We start from the raw sequence: 16,693 nt of genomic DNA on the forward strand, positions 1-16,693 counted from the left end.
GCAACCGGGGCCGTGGAATCTTCTGTTATCAGCGGCACCACCACATAGCTCGATGCATTGCCCACTGCATCCACTGCCCTTATGCGGTACTGATGCTCGCTGTCCTGATTTAAGGCTCGCGTAAACTGCCAACTGTTGGACGCCACCGCAATACTATCAACAAAGGTGTATTCCAGTGTGCCGCAAACATCCAGATATTCTTCCAGTTCGATACTGACCGCATTTTCACTATGGGTCCCTTGTAGCTGGTAGTTGGCGGCATTGATAAATATCGCCTCAGTAGGCGAACCTAACACGGGTACCACCGGCAATGTGGTATCCACTCTGGCATTGCTGGTATCGGCCGTGGTGGTGCTGTTACCCGCATTATCCACCACCCTCACCGATGCATTCCAGTTACTGCCATCGAGACCATCTGCCAGGGTATAAGTGGCGCTCCAAATACCAGCATTCTCAGTAGCTGCCACAGCACTGCCACCGCCAAAGGCGCTGAAATTGACAGTCACACCATTCAAGGTGTCACTGTTGTTATCGCCCCCAGCACCGTTATTCCAACTCACCGTCACCTGGTCACCGGATTTAAACGCTCCACCGATACCACTGGCACCCGACACACTAATATTGCCATCAGTCACAACCGGTGCCTGGTTATCTACCGTGGCATTGGTGGTATCTGACCTGGTGGTGACGCCACTGGAGCCTGTGACCGACACCGACACATTAAGATTGGTACCATCCACTGTACCACTGGTGATGGTATAGGTTGCCGTCCAGACACCCGCATTCTCGCTGGCTGCCACTGCCGCCCCACCACCAAACGCACTGAAGTCGACGCTAACCGCTGTGATGCCACTGTTATTGTCACCTCCTGCACTGTTATTCCAGGTGACCGTCACTGTGTCGCCAGTTTTATACGCCCCGCCCTGCCCACTGCCGCCACTGATGTTGATATTGCCGTCTGTCACTGTTGGGGGCGTTCCGGAGGTAATATTGGTACTGTTAACGGCTGTCAGGCCACCAGATGTAGCGCGAAGTGCCAGCGTATCCACCAATGCGTTATTGGTGTATTGAATAGCCAAGCCAGCAAAGGTAGCCAAGCCTGATGTAGGTGTCAGCGTCACTGTGGTGCCAGAACCATCGATGTCGCCTGTACCACTAAGACTATTTACCGTTCCATCTACCACACTGTCATTCGGGTCAGTCACAGACAACACTATGTTTGTACTGTAGCCAGTATCAGTAACATTGTTGCCGTCCTGGGCTTGCACCACCGGCACGGTGGAAAAACTGTTACTAATGCCAGTGGTAATAGAAGTTGGTGCGGGTTGTGTGCTGAACACCAGCTTGGTCGCCACAACATCTGAGGTCACTGAGTTAGCATCCACCGCCGGCAAGTTAGTCCCCACGCCATCTTCATCGTTAGCGGTTAAGGTAAAACTCTGCTGATCAGCGGTTGCGGTATAAATCAGGTTAGTAAAGGTTGAAACACCATTCGCGGCCATGATGTCCACATCACCAGAGATGGCCCCAGCACTGGATTCAATCAGCGTAATAGTTTCGGTGAAATCTACATCGGTATTGCCAAATGCGTCCCGTGCCGCAACTACCGGTTGTGTTGTTAAGGCTGAACCAGAGGTGGAGCCGGATGGCTGTGTTGTAAATACCAGAGTCGACGCAACGACATCCAGAGTGGTACCCGTTCCGTTGGTCACAGCAGAAGTGGCTCCCATGCTGGTGCCGGAGCCACCCACCGTCAGATCCGTATCACCATCAACACTCAGTATCACCGTATGGTCTTCTGTAACACCTGAGTTGTTATTGTAATAAGCGTTGACTGTATAGGTTTCACTGCTGCCGTTTGCAACGGAAATGCTTAAGCCAGAAAATGTGATGATATCCGAACCTGCGTTGTAGACGCCTGTCACATTGGACGCATCGTTTCCGTTCAAGCGCCAGGTGATGTTGCCCCTTTCTGTGTCCGTCGAGGTTCCCGACACGTTGATAACGATCTGACTAACCGTCATCGCCAGTCCGTCTACCGTTCCACCATCACTCAAGGTAAAATCAAAGACATCGACAGCTTCGCCTACCGTATCCACAGTGGTATCCAGCCCGACGGGCTCGGTAACCGTTCCTGAGGCGGTCAGGTCGCCGTCGCTATCGGGTGAATTGGTTGTGAAATTCACCAACGTCGCCGAAGCCTGAAGATTTGGGCTCCCCTCATCATCCTCAGCCACAGCATAGAGATCATAGGCTGTACCTGATGACAGACCTGAAAATGCTTCACTGCCAGTCGTACCGGCCGTAGCAAAACTACCGCTTGTAAGCGGAGCTCCACCGCCACTGTCCTGGCCCGCTTTCACCTGACTGGCACTCGGAGCCCCAGCACCATCCGTCACGACAACATAGTAGGCGGTTCCTTCCTCATTCAAGTCAACAGATAAGGTACCGCCAGTGAATGTCAGAGTTCCAACAGAGGGGGTGGAATTTTCAAAAGCGGGAGCCGTCGTATCACTGACGGTGATTGAGAAGGTTTTCTGGTAGGAATCCGTGCCATCGTGGGTTTGTATACAAACGTTGTAGCTTCCCGCTGTCACACTACCGGACGCTTCCAGGTCATCATTGACATTGTCAACCTGAAAGCTGGCGTTGTCATCATCGCCTGAGGCACCGCAACTGCCGCTGCCAGACGCACCATTAGTGACAAGTGAGTAAGTATGTGTGTCACCTCCATCGGCATCCGTAGTACTCAGATTACCAATCACTGCACCGGCACCCGTGGAGGCGTCCCCTATACTACTGTTGTCCAGGCCGATATTGGTGGGGGCGTTGTTACCGCCGCTGTTCCAATTATGACCAGCACCGGTGCAGGCATATATGGTCGTGTAAACACTTGGCAGAACAGTACAGGAGGCGAAACTCTTGCGACCAGTATATCCGGATAGGTCACCACTTAGCTCGCTTATGACAGTTGATGTTCCATTCAAAAGTCCATTGTCCTTAAGAAACTGAAAAGCATCCGCATCTGGTTGTCGATTTATCTTTTGTAGGTTTTTCCTCTGATCAAAAGAACGTCCATCGCGGTTATATGCAGCAAACGGATTGTTACCTACTCTGGTGGTAAGCTGGTTGGTATCAGGGTGCGGCAAGGATACTGATGTGTAGAACTGTGCGCGATACCTCGACTGTGCACCAAGGGTGCGCACTGACGCAAATCCAGGCTGAGCCAGCAACATTGCAGGGACACCAGCTTTGACCGCAAAATGTAATGCTTCACGAATAGAGTTGTTTTTACCTGTCATTGCACTGCCCCTAAGACATTGAACAAGAGCACATTTATTCTAAATGCTCGATATTTCCATATAGCAGGTGGTTATTCCCATCGTTCCACTCTATAGCTGCGGAAAACAAAAATGATTTCTCATTCTCGGATGAGAAGGTTCGATTAACTCAGGGAAACTGCAGCCTGGCAAAATTGCCACATCGTATATCTGATCAACATTACCGCTGAATCGGATTTGTCCCACCTGCGAATGGTCTTCCAAATTAAAAATCCATATCCCTGAGTAAGTTTTTTGATACATTTCTCTAAGAGGCGCTGGGCTTGTGACATCAGATGTGCGGATCTTTGATAAGCCAACAAACATCAGGGGACCGTAAAACGCCACTCCCCGGGTAAATCCAGGTACTTGTGCAATAGTATCCAGCACGCCAGTTGCAGGGTCGTAGCAACAAATAGCACCTAGCCCGGAATTACAAAAATAAACCTTCTCCCTGTACCACCTTGGAGAATGGGGCATCGACAGGTTTTCAAGCAAAATCTGGTTTCCCTGAACATCTATCAGTGTTCCTTCAAATTTACCTGCGCTCTTTCGCCAGTTGGTTGGCTGGTCGTCTTTTGAAAATGTGGTGACATATCCTGGCTGACCATTTTTGAGCGCCATACCATTGAGATGGCAACGGTCTTCGGGCACTAGCGCTGAAATAAACGGAGGTTTCCAACGAGGAATAAAACTAGAATCCGGTTCTAGGGTGCATAAACACGAAAAACTGGAATTGACGGCCCATAATCCGTCATCTCCCCAGTCAATATCATGGATGTTGATCATGCCGGAGTAATGTGAGGAGCGGGTAATAAAGCACGCATCCACACGCGGGTCTGCCGGCTGGAACAAAGATTCCTGATACTCTTGCCAACGCTTGAACTGACGCTCCAGCCTTTCCTGATCTTCCTCACTTTCTGCCAATACTGAAGAGGGCGCCACCAAACCATACTGTTCCAGCGATTCATTCAGCCCTTCATTATCATTGTCAGAATTCACCTTCGGGGCGGTAATATCGTCCTCGATTCTTTCCAAAGGCAACTTGATCTTTTCCAGCAATCCGTCTTCCCTTTGAAATCTGAGGATCTGGGTAAAAATTCCCAACGTCAGTGAATCTTCCGTGACAGCAATGCCCATAGGACGCGAAAAGCGCTTGAAATTGATATCCAGTTTATGACCATCACTGCGAACCAGCATCAACCGTCCCGCCTGGTACGAAGTGAAGGCCAAAGACACATTTAAATGTTTTAAAATGACAGGCAGATTCGCGCTGTACTCTGCAGCATAGTCCATTTCTTTGTAGTGGTCTTTCAGCTTACCTGTTTCATCTATCATTCCACAATCCTGTTCAACCTCTACTGTGTTTGTCTTTATCTAGAGCGGATTCTGATCTGATGCTCTATTTCCGCTAAAGACATCTCAGGGTGATTTGCCAGCAGTCCTGCGATAATGCCACTGGCTTTCGCTGCCGCTAGGGACGTTCCATTAATTTGCTTGAAGCCGCCGTTGTTTGCCGTTGACAAATGCCTGCTACCATCAAGATATCCATCAACGCTTTCCCCCCAATTGCTGTAACGGGCTCTTAGCCCCGTGTTTGTCGTGGCGCCAATCACAATGGCTTCGTCAATGCTAGCCTCATGCTGATATCGCGTTATGGCACGGCCCCCATTACCGGCAGCAAACACAACGGCAATACCTTTCCCACCACGGCCTGAAGTGGCCAGATCGCGCACTACGTCACGAATTGGCTCCAGCAACCAGTCACTGTGCCAGCTGCAATTGATCACATCTGCGCCAGCAAGCCGGGCAACCTGGAACGCTAGCAATGTCTGGGAAGTCCAGGTATTGGGTTGCCGGATGGCAATCAGCGCCGCACCGGGAACAAGGCCTTCAACCTGATTACCATTACGGTCTGCGAACAATATCCCGGCGATTCGGGTTCCATGGCTGTCCTCAGGCACCTTCGGGGATGCATCCAGGGTTCGGGTCTCCGTGTCATACTGAAAAGCCACATTGGTCGTAATGAACTCCGGATGAGTCAGATCAAAGCCATCATCGATAATGGCAACCCTGACCTCCCCGCCGTAAGAGAGCATCTGTAAATGAAGCTTCTCTGGGATCGTTTCAGCGGCATGTTGCAACAACGAGATCTTGTCTTCTGTCACGGCCCCCTGTTCAGAATTCGCGGCTTCCACCCGCGGAGCATTCCGGTCAAGGCCACTCAAGCGATTCAGCTGCAATATATCGGGTTGTGCAAGCAATACCCCCGGATGCCGCTCCAACTGGTCAATGATCCGTGGCAGATGTTCACGCGATGTCAGTTCAACCATCAGGTAATGGAAGTCCTGTGCCAGATAGAGCTCGGTGATATTGACGACACTCTTATCCAGGCTCGCGATTTCCGATTGACTCAACGACGGCAAAACTTTTATGACGATGCGGTTGGAGAGCTGGATGTTTATTTCCCCAGTTTTAAGACGATAAACTCCCGATTGTTCCACCGCCTCAATGCGCTGGAAAAAATTACTGAAATGCACCCCCTCGTCGGCCAACGCAAAGAAGGGAAAAATCAAGGTCAATACAAACGCGAGGTGCAAATTCATTTCAATATCAGTCTCAGCATTCTTCCTGTAGTCTCCTGCGGCAGTATTCCCAGGCGTTGTCGCCAGGAATACCGCCGCAACTGCTCGTCAATTTCTAGATGGATACTGGCCGAAGGAACAGATGCAAAACGGAACCACGATGAAGGGCTGCCTGTTCTCATGGGGCTGACTTGACCCTGTATTGCCGACCACGTCACTATTAAATGTGAGCAACGAGGTACTTACCGGAGGAGTCTTAAAGACAGACACTGGAGGTCCGAACTGGGGTCCAAGGTAGGTCTGGTTTGATGCAGTATCGGTTGAGTCCGCCAAAGTCCCAAAGGCCGTTGTAACATCAGTATGATCATGGCTCGGCATCTCGCTTATGGTCAGGGTGACAGCGGCGTCCCCTCCACGTTGGCCAAGAAAATGAGGCATCACTCCCGGCCCAGTACCGCTATTCCCTCCCACATGAAGGGGAGCTCGTCCCATAAGATTGGGTAACCCCAAGGTCGTGCGGGCGTCACCTCCGTAGATACTGCCGATCAAGGAAAACAACGCTTGATTTTGAGAGATGGCAAGAATTTGGCCGTTACAAAAATACCAGTCAGCCGGGCTGAACGTATAAGGCAACATTCTTATTTCAGCAATAAATGGCGTTGACATAATTCAGCTCCTTAATTTCTTGAGGGATAAGTGCCTTGCAGGGCAATGATGAAATTGATTCCACAATAAGGCATCTGGTTAGTATGACTTCCCCCCCAGCCAGCAGGTGACAGAGCATTATCCGCCAACTTGCCTGTCGTCTTCAGTGTACTGGCTGTGAAGTAGTGAGATCCCTCGGCAACCGCCCCTCCTTGTGGAGTCTCAGTGATGGCAGACTCACTGCTGACCTTGAAGCTGTGATTGTGAATGGGTAACTGCTCGACCGTCAGGGTCACAGTATCAACACCGGTCAACGTGCCAATATTCCAATTGAATGATTGTCCCACTGCCGTACCTTTGTTGACTGGCACCCGTCCTCTCATTTCCGGGAGTCCGAAAGAGGTACGCCCATCTCCGCCGTAGCTCGTTCCCAATAGGGAAAACAGGGACTGATTTTGAGAAATAGCCATGAGTGTTCCATTACAAAATGCGTAATGCAGAATGGCAAAGTTTCCCGCGAACATACGAATATCGCCTAAATATGGTTGCGCCATGGTGAACCCTCCTAGTTTCTGCTCGGATAAAGACCTTCCAGGGCAATTACAAACAACGTGCCGATTGAAGGCTGAATGTTATAGTGAGATTGCCCTCCCCCTGCGTAGGAAATCATATCCGCAACTAGGGCAACGTCAGGAAGCGCGTTGGTGTAGTAGGAGGCATTTGCGACAGCCATGGTGTTGCCGACACCAGACTGATTGGAGTAAGGTACCGGAGTATCTCCTGCTTCATTGACCGCATTGAAGTTGTGTGTGTGCGCCGGCATTTGCGCAAGGGTCAATGTGACATATTCCTGACCACCGATCTGTCCGCGAGTGTATGTCGTTGCGAAATCGGTTTCAGCATAGTTACCCATGTGTATCGGCACTCTTCCTTTCAGCGAGGGAATACCAAAAACCGTTCTGGCATCTCCACCATAAGCGTCCCCCAGCAATGAAAACAGAGCTGCATTGTCACTGATAGTGATTAGCTGACCATTACACTCAGCCCAATCAACAGGCGCGAAGGTATATCCGACCTGTTTAATTTCGCCTATAAATGGTTGTGACATAAGGTCTTCTCCTTGTTATTGATCCAGTTAAATCCTGCGTTATCCAGACTTCTTACGGGATATAACAATCTGGTATTTATCCACAGCATGGGGACACATGAACAAAGTAACTTCGCCAAAAGCATCGCTTTTCAGTTTGTAATTGCCCTGACCACAGTGTTCTTCCTCCTTGCCTGAAAGCAGGACAGAAAAGGACTCAAACTCTTCGTCTTCCTTATCCGGACGGGTTACTTTCGTAATCTTGAGCTCTGCAATCTGCTTTTCTGAGTCTGGTTCAAACACCTGAACATCTTTGCCGATAGCTTGCTCCAGTAAGTCATAAGTGAATTTTTCCATGTTGATCCTCCTTTAATGGTTGTTGTGTCAAGCAGAACAACCTCAGGTGCGAAATACATCAGGTTTCCGTTCGCCCACGGCTTGCCCTTATCGTGACGACTCATTCACAGCAATACCTATAAAGACAAAAGAAAAAACTCTGGACTGACGCTCAGGAATCAGGAAAGAAGAAAACGCCGTAGCTGAATGAAGAAAGTGAGAAAAGGTATGACGAACTCTGTGCCTACATCCAAAGAGGTAAGAGCATTGTCTATGCACTATGTCGATTGTCCTGCCAACCACCCGAAGCTGTTTCCCAATGTCTTCCATTTCAGTAGTCCTTGGAATCATAAGCTAGTACAGGGTGACCGAGTGAATCCCATTAAGCCACAGTAGAACCGCACTCTTCAGATCTAACTGTCGCCACAAAGGCCAAGATTTCAATCTGTTGCCCTATCTAGACAGGTCGCAATAACCTGTTCAATTAGCAATCAGTATAGCTCAGCAATGAAAATCACAAGGAAAGTATAAAAAAACAGCATCCCTATAGTTAAGGTCACCTTTACACCATAAAATCAGAAGTGGATGTGGTCACTCGTTTGCAAACGTTGACAGCTAAACCATAATAAGAATGATGGTCCGCATTGGCATTGAACAGAAAGTGATTTTGACGCCATTGGCAGCCTACACAAATCAAGGGGGCGTATCAGGGAATGATTCAAGGGATGGGAAAGATGAGCGTCGTATTTGTACTCTCAACGGGAAGGTGCGGCACCCAGTGGCTACACCAGTTTCTCAACTCCAGGCTGCCGGATAGCTGGGAGGCCTCCCACGAGCCGATAAATTTTGACTATGCCCCCACAGATAATTCCCCCTCTCAACCACTAAACAAGAACCCGCAGAAACTGCTGAACCATCTGGCATACATTCAAAATAGAGTGAAAAACCATCAGTCCTATGTTGAATGCGGCTTCCCCTGCTGGCGCCATCTGGGCTGGTTTTCTGAAGAACTGGATTGCCCGGTTAAAATCATCTATCTGCACCGGGATCCGGTTCAGGTCTCACGATCCTGGCTCAAGCAGAATGCCTTCGTTCAACCTATTCTTCCACACTTGGGTATAAAGGAACTTTTTCATCCTGCGGCCCCAGAAGCACAACTTACCCACTATCAAAATTCCTGGCGTGGGCTAACATCTTTTGAAAAAGGACTTTACTACTGGGCGGAAGTTCAGGCACAGGCTGCCCGATACAAAACGGTGTGGTCAACGGAAAACTGGTTCGAGCTGCCTTTCCACCAGTTAACTGATCAATGTGTACTTCAGGATTTAATGGGTTTTCTGGACACCGATGTGGAAATCGGAAATATTGATGCCGTCCCACGGGATCGTTTCCAGGGTATTGAACAAGATGTCGTTGACGAAACCCTGATACGTCGCCATCCCGACATCCTCCAGGAAGCCGAAAAGCTTGGATATTCCAGCTACTTTTCATGACAGGATCTTTCTTGACTGGATCTTTCATGAGTTAGAGTCTTTCATGAATGGACCAAAGTCTGAGGTTTGAGAACGGCCTGGCAGGTGCAAGATGACAATATCGGATACAGACAAAATCGTTGATTTTCTGAAGAATGTGGGCATAAACATCCGTTATACCTCAATCGAAAGCAAAACCTTCCTGCCCGGTATTCTCATCGAACAGGGTCAGCTTCTTATCGACAGAGAAAAACTGAAATATCCCGGCGATCTTTTGCATGAAGCCGGGCATATAGCCGTTACAGCTTCCGAAAATAGACTAAAGCTGACGGGAGATATTCACCAATGCGGGCATGGCCCTGCGGAGGAAATGTCAGCAATCGCATGGTCCTGGGCCGCCAGCCGCGAGATTGGAATTCATCCTGAAGTCTTGTTCCATACCGATGGTTATAAAGGCGCTTCCCCAAATTATATCGAAGCCTTTTTGCAAGCCCATGGGTTTGGTTATCCCATGCTTATTTACTGGGGACTCACCAATCCTCCCGGAAAATCAGACGGATACCCGAAGATGACACGCTGGCTCCGGCTTTGAAGAAAGTGACTGAACTGACTCCCACTAGACAATAATTTTTCGTGCCTCTGGAACCCAGGCCATGAACTCATAGGGAGGCGTAATATTCTGTACCGCAAACCCCAGCCTGAGATAGAGCCGTTTAGCCAGGATATTGGTCGATAACACCGACAATGTCAGGGGCACTCCCACTTGCGCAGCGGCATTCTGCAAGCACCGCATCACCTCCTCGCCAAACCCTTTTCCTCTGGCTGGGGGAATAAAAGCGATGTCCATGATCCTGATCTCATTCGGGCCAAAGTCAATCGTGACCTTACCGATAGGCTGTTGCTGTTTTTCAACAACGAAATACATGGCATTGGGAAACTGTGAGCCGTAGCCTTCCGTCTGGGCACGAAACTGCATCTGGATAATAGACTCAACATAGTCCAGCTCACCTTCCATATACCTCAGGTCTTCTCTTGCAGAGTTGTGCAATTGTTCCAGGAATGGTTTATCCGTTGGATTGGAAGGACGAATATTCAGGCCCTGCCCAAGGTTCATTCCATTCATTGTATTCATAACCCATCCTCTTTTTGTCGTTGTATGCTGTTGCAAGTAACGTTTTTCTTAAACAATTTGCTGGTAGGTTAATCACCGGGCATAAGGACGCACCTGCACCGTTAGATGCTGTATGAGCCTCGCTCGGACAGTCCGCGCAATACCCGGTACAAAGCTGTCAGTTGACTCAGGAGGCTCTTGCTGATAACAGATCTGCCAGAGGATTCAGATACAACCTCTCTATCCTTATAAAGATCGTCTGTATTTTTGGAGTAGCACCTCATCATGGCAGACACTGCACGCTTCTGTAACAGATTCATACGCCCCCCAAAGAACCCGGCAATATGGCACATGCCTTCCAGATCAAGATCACAATAATCCACCAACGCCACCGATTCCGCCGGTAGTGCCTTGTATTGTTCAAGCATCCTTTCATAGATCCAGAGCAACACTTCAGCCTGATAATCGAACAACGACACTGAGATTGAACAACCAAAGATCTCCGCCATTTGATGGCCCGGAACCATATGGATACCAACTGTTCGCTGATGTGAATGCAAAACCTCCTCCGGCTGACGAGTGAGAAACAGTACTTTCGCAGCAGGGAAAGCTTGATGAACCAGCGGCAGGAATCTGATATCCCAGGCGTTCAGCTTCACTATCAGGCGATCTCCCAATATTGGGAGCAACAACTTCAACATGGCAACTTTGTTGTGGTCACTCAACTGAGAGTCCAGTAGCAGGTCAGTCAGAACAGAGGCTTCGGATATGATCGTATAAAATTTCGTGGCCGCCATTGCATTCGATACCAGGGTTGAACCACATCGCGAGCAATGGAATATAAATCCTGCAGGAGTCACCGGATCTGTCTGGTATCGCCCTTGTGTCTTATTTGCATACTGAGAAATGAATTGCAGGATATAGGTCAGTGATACCCTGGGATTCAAGAGCGTCGCCAATAAAGACCGGTTTGTCGCATTAGCGATCTGCTCATCATAAAATGGGGCAAAAGGTAAGTCCCCCAGGATCAAACGCCAGTTAATCTCACCGTTTTTTATACAGTATCCTGCAGGGCGCCAGTACCTGAAAAAAACAGCCAGGTCGGGTTCAATTGAATCCCCTTCTCCGGACTGGATGACCCTCAGTAGAGACTCCATAGAAACTCCTTTTAAATCAAACACCTGTACCAACTTACTCATAAGGTCGTATGGATCACAGATCTCACTATGAGCCAGAAGTATTTCCGGAGAGCCCACCAATCTTTCCAGTATTTCCCGGCTTGAAAGATCACCATCAGCCATCATCATGTCATCGCCTGTCTGTTCACGGACAACATATTAAAATACTGCACAATACGCGGCGTAGCTGCCGTGTTAGGACTACTGCCATGAGGAAGAAACTGATGCCACACAACCAGAGATCCTGCCGGTGCAGCAACATGCCGGACAGGCAGAGCTGAAAGGTCTTGCAGGTTTGGATCTGCCTGCAGGGGAAGATCCTTCAACCAGTCCCGTAGCCGATGATGAAACCCGGGAACACAACGAAAAGCGCCCTGATTCTCAGCAACATCGGTCAGATAGAACAGTCCCTGCGTCCCAAATGTTAAAGGACAGGAAAAATCCAGATCCCAATGTAATCTGGTTCCGGGGAATTTATATTGGGAGGTCTCCGGAGGGTTGAAACCGACCCGGTCAGTGGAAAAGCGAAGGTTCTCAGATTGCCACAGATCAAAAAATACCCGTTGCGCTTTCAAGGAGCGACGGTTCATTTCCAAAATCGGGTCCTGGAAAAGTTGCACCATGATATTCTGCTGCGACGGATGATCCTGATACCAGGATTCAGGATTGTCCTGCGTTTTATCCAAAAATCGGTAAATGAGATCCACCGTCTTCTGGCATTGATCACGATCAAGAACATTCTCGACGACCAGAAAGCCGTTTTCCTCCCAGAATATGTGCTGCTCAGGGCTCAGATAACCCCGTTTCTCTTGTCCCTTTGACCGGCGTTCCGGGCCACCAGACATGGCGGTATTGATTTCTTTAATCCTCTCACGGCTTATTTGACCGCCATTCTTATCGAGAACCCATTGCTCAAACTGAGAAAAGGTGGATGCCTCCTGGAAAATCCAACTGAGACAATCCTGCAACCCCAGATGTAGCAAGTCCATTAACAGCAGATCCCGGTTCCATTCATTTTTAGCATCATCCCCGGTCAGTTTTCCTTCTCGTTGCAATCGGAGCTTATGCCATAAACGTTTCAGATGAATTATCCCCAGTTCCCCGACCTCCTGATCTGACACGGGTTCGTCGATCACCTTCTTTCGTGGAGGAAAACGAATGTCATAGCCCGGTGTTGTCTCAGTGCTCTCGCCATAGATATATGAAAGACTCACAACATCGCCCGGGTGGAAATCACTCTGACCAAAACACATAGGGGTATTAAGGCTGCACTGCCCGTCTCGCAGCCAGAAATCCTGATAGATCTGGATTTCAGTTCGGAATTTGAGAGTTGTCTGGTCTGGGGGCAATGGATCAGGAATGGTAATCCGGGCATTCAGCATTGTGCGATCACCGTTAGCGATGGTACCAGCAGCCTCCCGGTCCAAACAACCGACCACTCCCAGCCTGGACTCTTGCGGAGGTTCCTTTCTTTTCCCCATCCTGAATTGATTGGATTCAGCGGCATTATATAAGCAGGCATCCATCACCACTTTCTGGGGAATCAGGGTACTGTGTTCATCGCGAAGGTATTGGACAAGATGACTGAAAATCATCACCTGAGGCTCGTTGTTCAGCATCCAGTTCATCGTTTCCGACAGAACAATATCAAACTTGCGACCAGAGGGCGGCGTCCAACAGGTCGCATCCTCCTGCTCTATTGAGCGGATATTCGAGGCGATATTCAGGTGACTCACCACTGCCCTGACCGCCTGGACATTTTCCTCATGGATATCAATCAGGGTTGCCTGGATACGTGAATCTTTGAGGCAGGCCAAAAGTGGCAGTAGTAATAAACCGTAGGGCCCAGTGCCTGCATAAACAATCTCAACTTGTCCTTTGCGCTCAAGCAGATCTTTAACTGCTCTGGCCACCGCATAAATGAAGGAGTGTGTACGCATTAGCTCTGTCAGGCATTTGGCCGCCTGTACCGGCGACAGAGCCACCCCGGACTTCAGATTCATACCCAGGGTGTGCCCCAGATCACTATGGGCAGAAATACCGGTAATGTCATCCAGAAGGCTGGCCAATGCATCTATGTGGGGTTTGGCAAATCCAGCGTCAGGCAGGTTCTCGATAAGCGGCCGCGTATGATGGACAATAGCATGTTCGGAAAGTTGTTCTGCTAACGATGTCTCCTGGATAGATGTCTCAGAGATGAATGTATCCCGGACAGAAACATCCTGGACGACAGTCTCGATGGGAATATCAGATGGCTGAGAGGCATTGGTTGTCATTGTAATCCTTTACACAAAGTGATGATTCCTGAATTTTTTGCTTCAACCAGTCATTGGCCACACAGTCAATGACCAGATTGATGCGTTCATGATCGCCCCTGTTCAGGACCTGGTGAGTCTGGTCTACATTGAGATACCAGAGCTCCCCTTCCCGCATGGGGACAAGCAGGCTATTAATCCGAAACTCCAGTAATTCATTGCTGAGGATAGGAATATGCAGACGTGCTTCCCCGAATTCGATGGAAAGGCCAAGGTCACGGTGCGGTTTGATTTGCGCGCCAGCATGTAGTCGCATCAGGCGGGTCGATTTGATAGAGCATTGCAGAGAACTCAACACCTGAAGTATGGCAGGTAGTTGCTCCAAGACGGGAAGGTTAACCCAGTCGTCACCGGTCTGTACCGCAAAACCCTGCATGATAGGGTGAGCACTTTTATGCTCAGCCAGACACCTAAGCGGCAGGACATCCCAATTTCCCTGGTAATCTTTCTGATTAACATGAGGAAGCCACTCAGCGTTATGTAATCTGAAAACGTCCTTTTTCAGTGCCTCCAATGGCACCTGAAAATCCAAGCAGGCGAACAACATCCTGTTATCTCAATTGCAGTTGATAACAGTATGTGTAGTACATAAAGTCAACATTTCTCCAGTTTTCGCTGTTCAGACTAAGCGTAACCAGGAATGTCTATTCACATAATTACCAGCCGATATTCAGCCCCATATTCACCCGAACCCCACTGCGCATGGGATGGCTGTTGATATTGCGCCCGGCGATTTCCGGCTGGTAGATGTCCTCGTCAAGCATATTACTGACACTCAGCGTCAACTCCGTGCTTTGTTGCAACCAGGTTAGTTTGCGTGCCAGCTTCAAGCGCAGCTGATGATAAGAGGAAGGCTCAGGATTGTAGCTTTGGGTATTGGGGTTGCGAATCTGATTGGCATGAAAGGCACTAATCCAACTGTGCTGAAGACCTAATCGCCAGTCCTGTCCGATTGCATAAATAAGGCTCCACTTAAGCATGTGGTTGGGCATCAGGGTGTAATTTTCCAACTCCCCGGATTCATTGTGCTGGTAACTGTAGGAGTAGTTAATTTGCCCCTGTTCAAACAGCCATTTTCCTTCCAGTTCAGTGCCATACGCCTCAAGGTCGCCGGCATTAACAAAATCCAGCACCCGGTCGGCTGCACGCAGGCGAGACACCAGATTAGACAAATCACTGTGAAACAAGGTGAGGGTATGACGACTATCCTCACCGGTATGGAAATATTGCAGGTTAAATGTAGTAATCTGCTCCGGCTCAAGCTGCGGATTACCGCGCAGCCCACCGGTATTATTGCCCTCGGCATCACAGCAGACAATCAGATTAAAATGGGTTTCCACCCCATAGGCGGCACGAAAGGCGCCGCCATAGTCCAGTTTAATACCGCTTTTAGCACTTAGTGTATAAATCAGACCGGCCCGCAGTTCATAATTGGCATTGACATCCGGCACTTTGTTGTACTGCGCACCCAAACTCCAGTTCAGGGCGTTACTGTTGGTGGTTTGATACTGACCATACAGGCTATACCAGGTGCGCGAAAAAGCCGGAATGGGTGCCTTGGCCAGGCCCGGTTCAGTATTAACGCGCTGATGCCAGGCAGTACCACCAAACAGCCAGCGGCCCTGGTCCAGCAGGTCGTAGTCAAGCAGCGCTTCAAACAAAACATTATCGGAATTAGCCCGGTAGTTATAATGGCTGAAACGCGATGCGTTGTAGCTGATATCGGTGTCCAGGCGAAGCTGTGATGCCAGCTCCCAGCTTCTGCCCAATTCCAGTATCGAACGACGTGAACGTACTGTTCTATCTTCCTGAGGCGGTCCGGACCAACTGGACACACTGCCCCAGAATGCCTGTTCACTAACCAGATTAACCGCGCTAGCACGCCAGCCTTGCCACTGCCCTTGCAGCATCAATGCATGGTTTTGCTGCTCGGCAGCAAAACTGCCGTCAAGGCCGCTGTTATCCTTGGCTTTAAATTGCCAACCATCGTCTTGGTAAAAACGTGCCGCCCCGTTTATATATCCTTCGCCACTTTCCATACCGCCCTGAATCTGCATTTCGCGGCTGCCCAGATTGCCTGCCGCCACATACACCGATTCAGCATTATCCTGGCTGCGGGTTACCAGATTGATGACGCCGCTAAAGGCATTACTGCCATACAGCACGGAGCCGGGTCCTCTGACAATTTCTATGCGCTCCAGACTTTGTATTGGGAAGGCCGTATAGATGGCAAAATTTTGTCCGCCAGTAAAACTGTCCCGCACCGGCCTGCCGTTTATCAGCAGCAGCACTTCATTATTAGAATGCGTTAGTTGTAATCCGCGAATAACAGCCAGATTTTGCGGATAGAAAAAAGACCCCATCATTAACACACCTGGGGCTTGTTCCAGCACTTCCAGAAGAGACGTAGCCCCCAGAGACTGAATTTCTTCGCGACTGATAACGGTAGTCACCCCCGGCGCACTGTCCAAAGGTTGGCTGAACTTACCCGGTGCCACCACTTCCATATTTAACAGTTGCTCAAAAGACAGGTCAAAAACACTCAGTTGTTCCGTCTGAGCAGCCAGCTTTAAAGACGTTGCAGCACATAAAAATAGAACGGGAAATTTCATATACGCCATTCCTGGCAGCAAGGAAGACTGCG

General features: G+C 49.4%; 14 protein-coding genes. 2 read left to right on the plus strand and 12 right to left on the minus strand.

Annotated elements, in window-relative coordinates; all coding sequences use genetic code 11:
• The 7 genes from ABD028_RS07920 to ABD028_RS07950 form a co-directional block, all read right to left on the minus strand.
• Positions 1 to 3,302 (minus strand): beta strand repeat-containing protein (locus ABD028_RS07920; protein ID WP_343843835.1); only part of this gene is annotated, 3,302 nt, incomplete at its 3' end.
• Between the two features lie 90 nt (positions 3,303 to 3,392).
• Complete coding sequence (locus ABD028_RS07925) at positions 3,393 to 4,658, minus strand: TIGR03032 family protein (RefSeq protein WP_343843839.1); 1,266 nt, start codon at positions 4,656 to 4,658, stop codon at positions 3,393 to 3,395.
• Between the two features lie 35 nt (positions 4,659 to 4,693).
• Positions 4,694 to 5,926, minus strand: coding sequence for a S8 family peptidase (locus tag ABD028_RS07930; RefSeq protein ID WP_343843842.1), 1,233 nt, complete (start codon positions 5,924 to 5,926; stop codon positions 4,694 to 4,696).
• A gap of 87 nt (positions 5,927 to 6,013) precedes the next feature.
• Positions 6,014 to 6,571: a phage tail protein gene (locus tag ABD028_RS07935; protein WP_343843844.1), complete on the minus strand. Its 558-nt coding sequence runs from the start codon at positions 6,569 to 6,571 to the stop codon at positions 6,014 to 6,016.
• An 11-nt stretch (positions 6,572 to 6,582) separates the two neighbouring features.
• The gene (locus ABD028_RS07940; RefSeq protein WP_343843847.1) at positions 6,583 to 7,104 is read right to left on the minus strand and encodes a phage tail protein; all 522 of its coding nucleotides are present in this window, start codon (positions 7,102 to 7,104) and stop codon (positions 6,583 to 6,585) included.
• Positions 7,105 to 7,115: 11 nt separating this feature from the next.
• Positions 7,116 to 7,658: a phage tail protein gene (locus tag ABD028_RS07945; protein WP_343843850.1), complete on the minus strand. Its 543-nt coding sequence runs from the start codon at positions 7,656 to 7,658 to the stop codon at positions 7,116 to 7,118.
• 39 nt (positions 7,659 to 7,697) lie between these two features.
• A complete protein-coding gene (locus tag ABD028_RS07950) occupies positions 7,698 to 7,994 on the minus strand; it encodes a DUF6916 family protein (protein WP_343843853.1) in 297 nt (98 codons plus the stop codon).
• A 713-nt stretch (positions 7,995 to 8,707) separates the two neighbouring features.
• Here ABD028_RS07950 and ABD028_RS07955 point away from each other — a divergent pair.
• Positions 8,708 to 9,466, plus strand: coding sequence for a sulfotransferase domain-containing protein (locus ABD028_RS07955; protein WP_343843856.1), 759 nt, complete (start codon positions 8,708 to 8,710; stop codon positions 9,464 to 9,466).
• Between the two features lie 91 nt (positions 9,467 to 9,557).
• Entirely contained in the window at positions 9,558 to 10,037 is a 480-nt protein-coding gene (locus ABD028_RS07960) for a hypothetical protein (protein WP_343843858.1), read from the plus strand.
• A gap of 24 nt (positions 10,038 to 10,061) precedes the next feature.
• Here ABD028_RS07960 and ABD028_RS07965 read toward each other — a convergent pair whose 3' ends face one another.
• From ABD028_RS07965 to ABD028_RS07985, 5 genes are all read right to left on the minus strand, one after another.
• Positions 10,062 to 10,577 (minus strand): GNAT family N-acetyltransferase, encoded by a 516-nt coding sequence (locus tag ABD028_RS07965; RefSeq protein WP_343843860.1) that lies wholly within the window; start codon positions 10,575 to 10,577, stop codon positions 10,062 to 10,064.
• 101 nt (positions 10,578 to 10,678) lie between these two features.
• Positions 10,679 to 11,863: a hypothetical protein gene (locus ABD028_RS07970; protein WP_343843862.1), complete on the minus strand. Its 1,185-nt coding sequence runs from the start codon at positions 11,861 to 11,863 to the stop codon at positions 10,679 to 10,681.
• Positions 11,860 to 14,010, minus strand: coding sequence for a phytanoyl-CoA dioxygenase family protein (locus tag ABD028_RS07975; protein ID WP_343843865.1), 2,151 nt, complete (start codon positions 14,008 to 14,010; stop codon positions 11,860 to 11,862). The genes ABD028_RS07970 and ABD028_RS07975 overlap by 4 nt, the downstream gene beginning before the upstream one ends.
• On the minus strand, positions 13,982 to 14,596 hold the full coding sequence (locus ABD028_RS07980; protein ID WP_343843868.1) for an aspartyl/asparaginyl beta-hydroxylase domain-containing protein: 615 nt from the start codon (positions 14,594 to 14,596) through the stop codon (positions 13,982 to 13,984). Before ABD028_RS07980 ends, ABD028_RS07975 begins: the two co-directional genes overlap by 29 nt.
• A gap of 109 nt (positions 14,597 to 14,705) precedes the next feature.
• Positions 14,706 to 16,661: a TonB-dependent receptor plug domain-containing protein gene (locus tag ABD028_RS07985; RefSeq protein WP_343843871.1), complete on the minus strand. Its 1,956-nt coding sequence runs from the start codon at positions 16,659 to 16,661 to the stop codon at positions 14,706 to 14,708.
• Positions 16,662 to 16,693: the final 32 nt, after the last annotated feature.

The sequence above is a fragment of the Bowmanella denitrificans genome, assembly GCF_039522935.1.
GTDB classification, from domain to species: Bacteria; Pseudomonadota; Gammaproteobacteria; order Enterobacterales; family Alteromonadaceae; genus Bowmanella; species Bowmanella denitrificans.

What these genes read in the sequence shown, in the direction of transcription:
- ABD028_RS07925 (WP_343843839.1), bottom strand. Translation starts at nt 4,658, where the DNA reads ATGATAGATGAAACAGGTAAGCTGAAAGACCACTACAAAGAAATGGAC.
- ABD028_RS07930 (WP_343843842.1), bottom strand. Translation starts at nt 5,926, where the DNA reads ATGAATTTGCACCTCGCGTTTGTATTGACCTTGATTTTTCCCTTCTTT.
- ABD028_RS07935 (WP_343843844.1), bottom strand. Translation starts at nt 6,571, where the DNA reads ATGTCAACGCCATTTATTGCTGAAATAAGAATGTTGCCTTATACGTTC.
- ABD028_RS07940 (WP_343843847.1), bottom strand. Translation starts at nt 7,104, where the DNA reads ATGGCGCAACCATATTTAGGCGATATTCGTATGTTCGCGGGAAACTTT.
- ABD028_RS07945 (WP_343843850.1), bottom strand. Translation starts at nt 7,658, where the DNA reads ATGTCACAACCATTTATAGGCGAAATTAAACAGGTCGGATATACCTTC.
- ABD028_RS07950 (WP_343843853.1), bottom strand. Translation starts at nt 7,994, where the DNA reads ATGGAAAAATTCACTTATGACTTACTGGAGCAAGCTATCGGCAAAGAT.
- ABD028_RS07955 (WP_343843856.1), top strand. Translation starts at nt 8,708, where the DNA reads ATGAGCGTCGTATTTGTACTCTCAACGGGAAGGTGCGGCACCCAGTGG.
- ABD028_RS07960 (WP_343843858.1), top strand. Translation starts at nt 9,558, where the DNA reads ATGACAATATCGGATACAGACAAAATCGTTGATTTTCTGAAGAATGTG.
- ABD028_RS07965 (WP_343843860.1), bottom strand. Translation starts at nt 10,577, where the DNA reads ATGAATACAATGAATGGAATGAACCTTGGGCAGGGCCTGAATATTCGT.
- ABD028_RS07970 (WP_343843862.1), bottom strand. Translation starts at nt 11,863, where the DNA reads ATGATGATGGCTGATGGTGATCTTTCAAGCCGGGAAATACTGGAAAGA.
- ABD028_RS07975 (WP_343843865.1), bottom strand. Translation starts at nt 14,010, where the DNA reads ATGACAACCAATGCCTCTCAGCCATCTGATATTCCCATCGAGACTGTC.
- ABD028_RS07980 (WP_343843868.1), bottom strand. Translation starts at nt 14,596, where the DNA reads ATGTTGTTCGCCTGCTTGGATTTTCAGGTGCCATTGGAGGCACTGAAA.
- ABD028_RS07985 (WP_343843871.1), bottom strand. Translation starts at nt 16,661, where the DNA reads ATGAAATTTCCCGTTCTATTTTTATGTGCTGCAACGTCTTTAAAGCTG.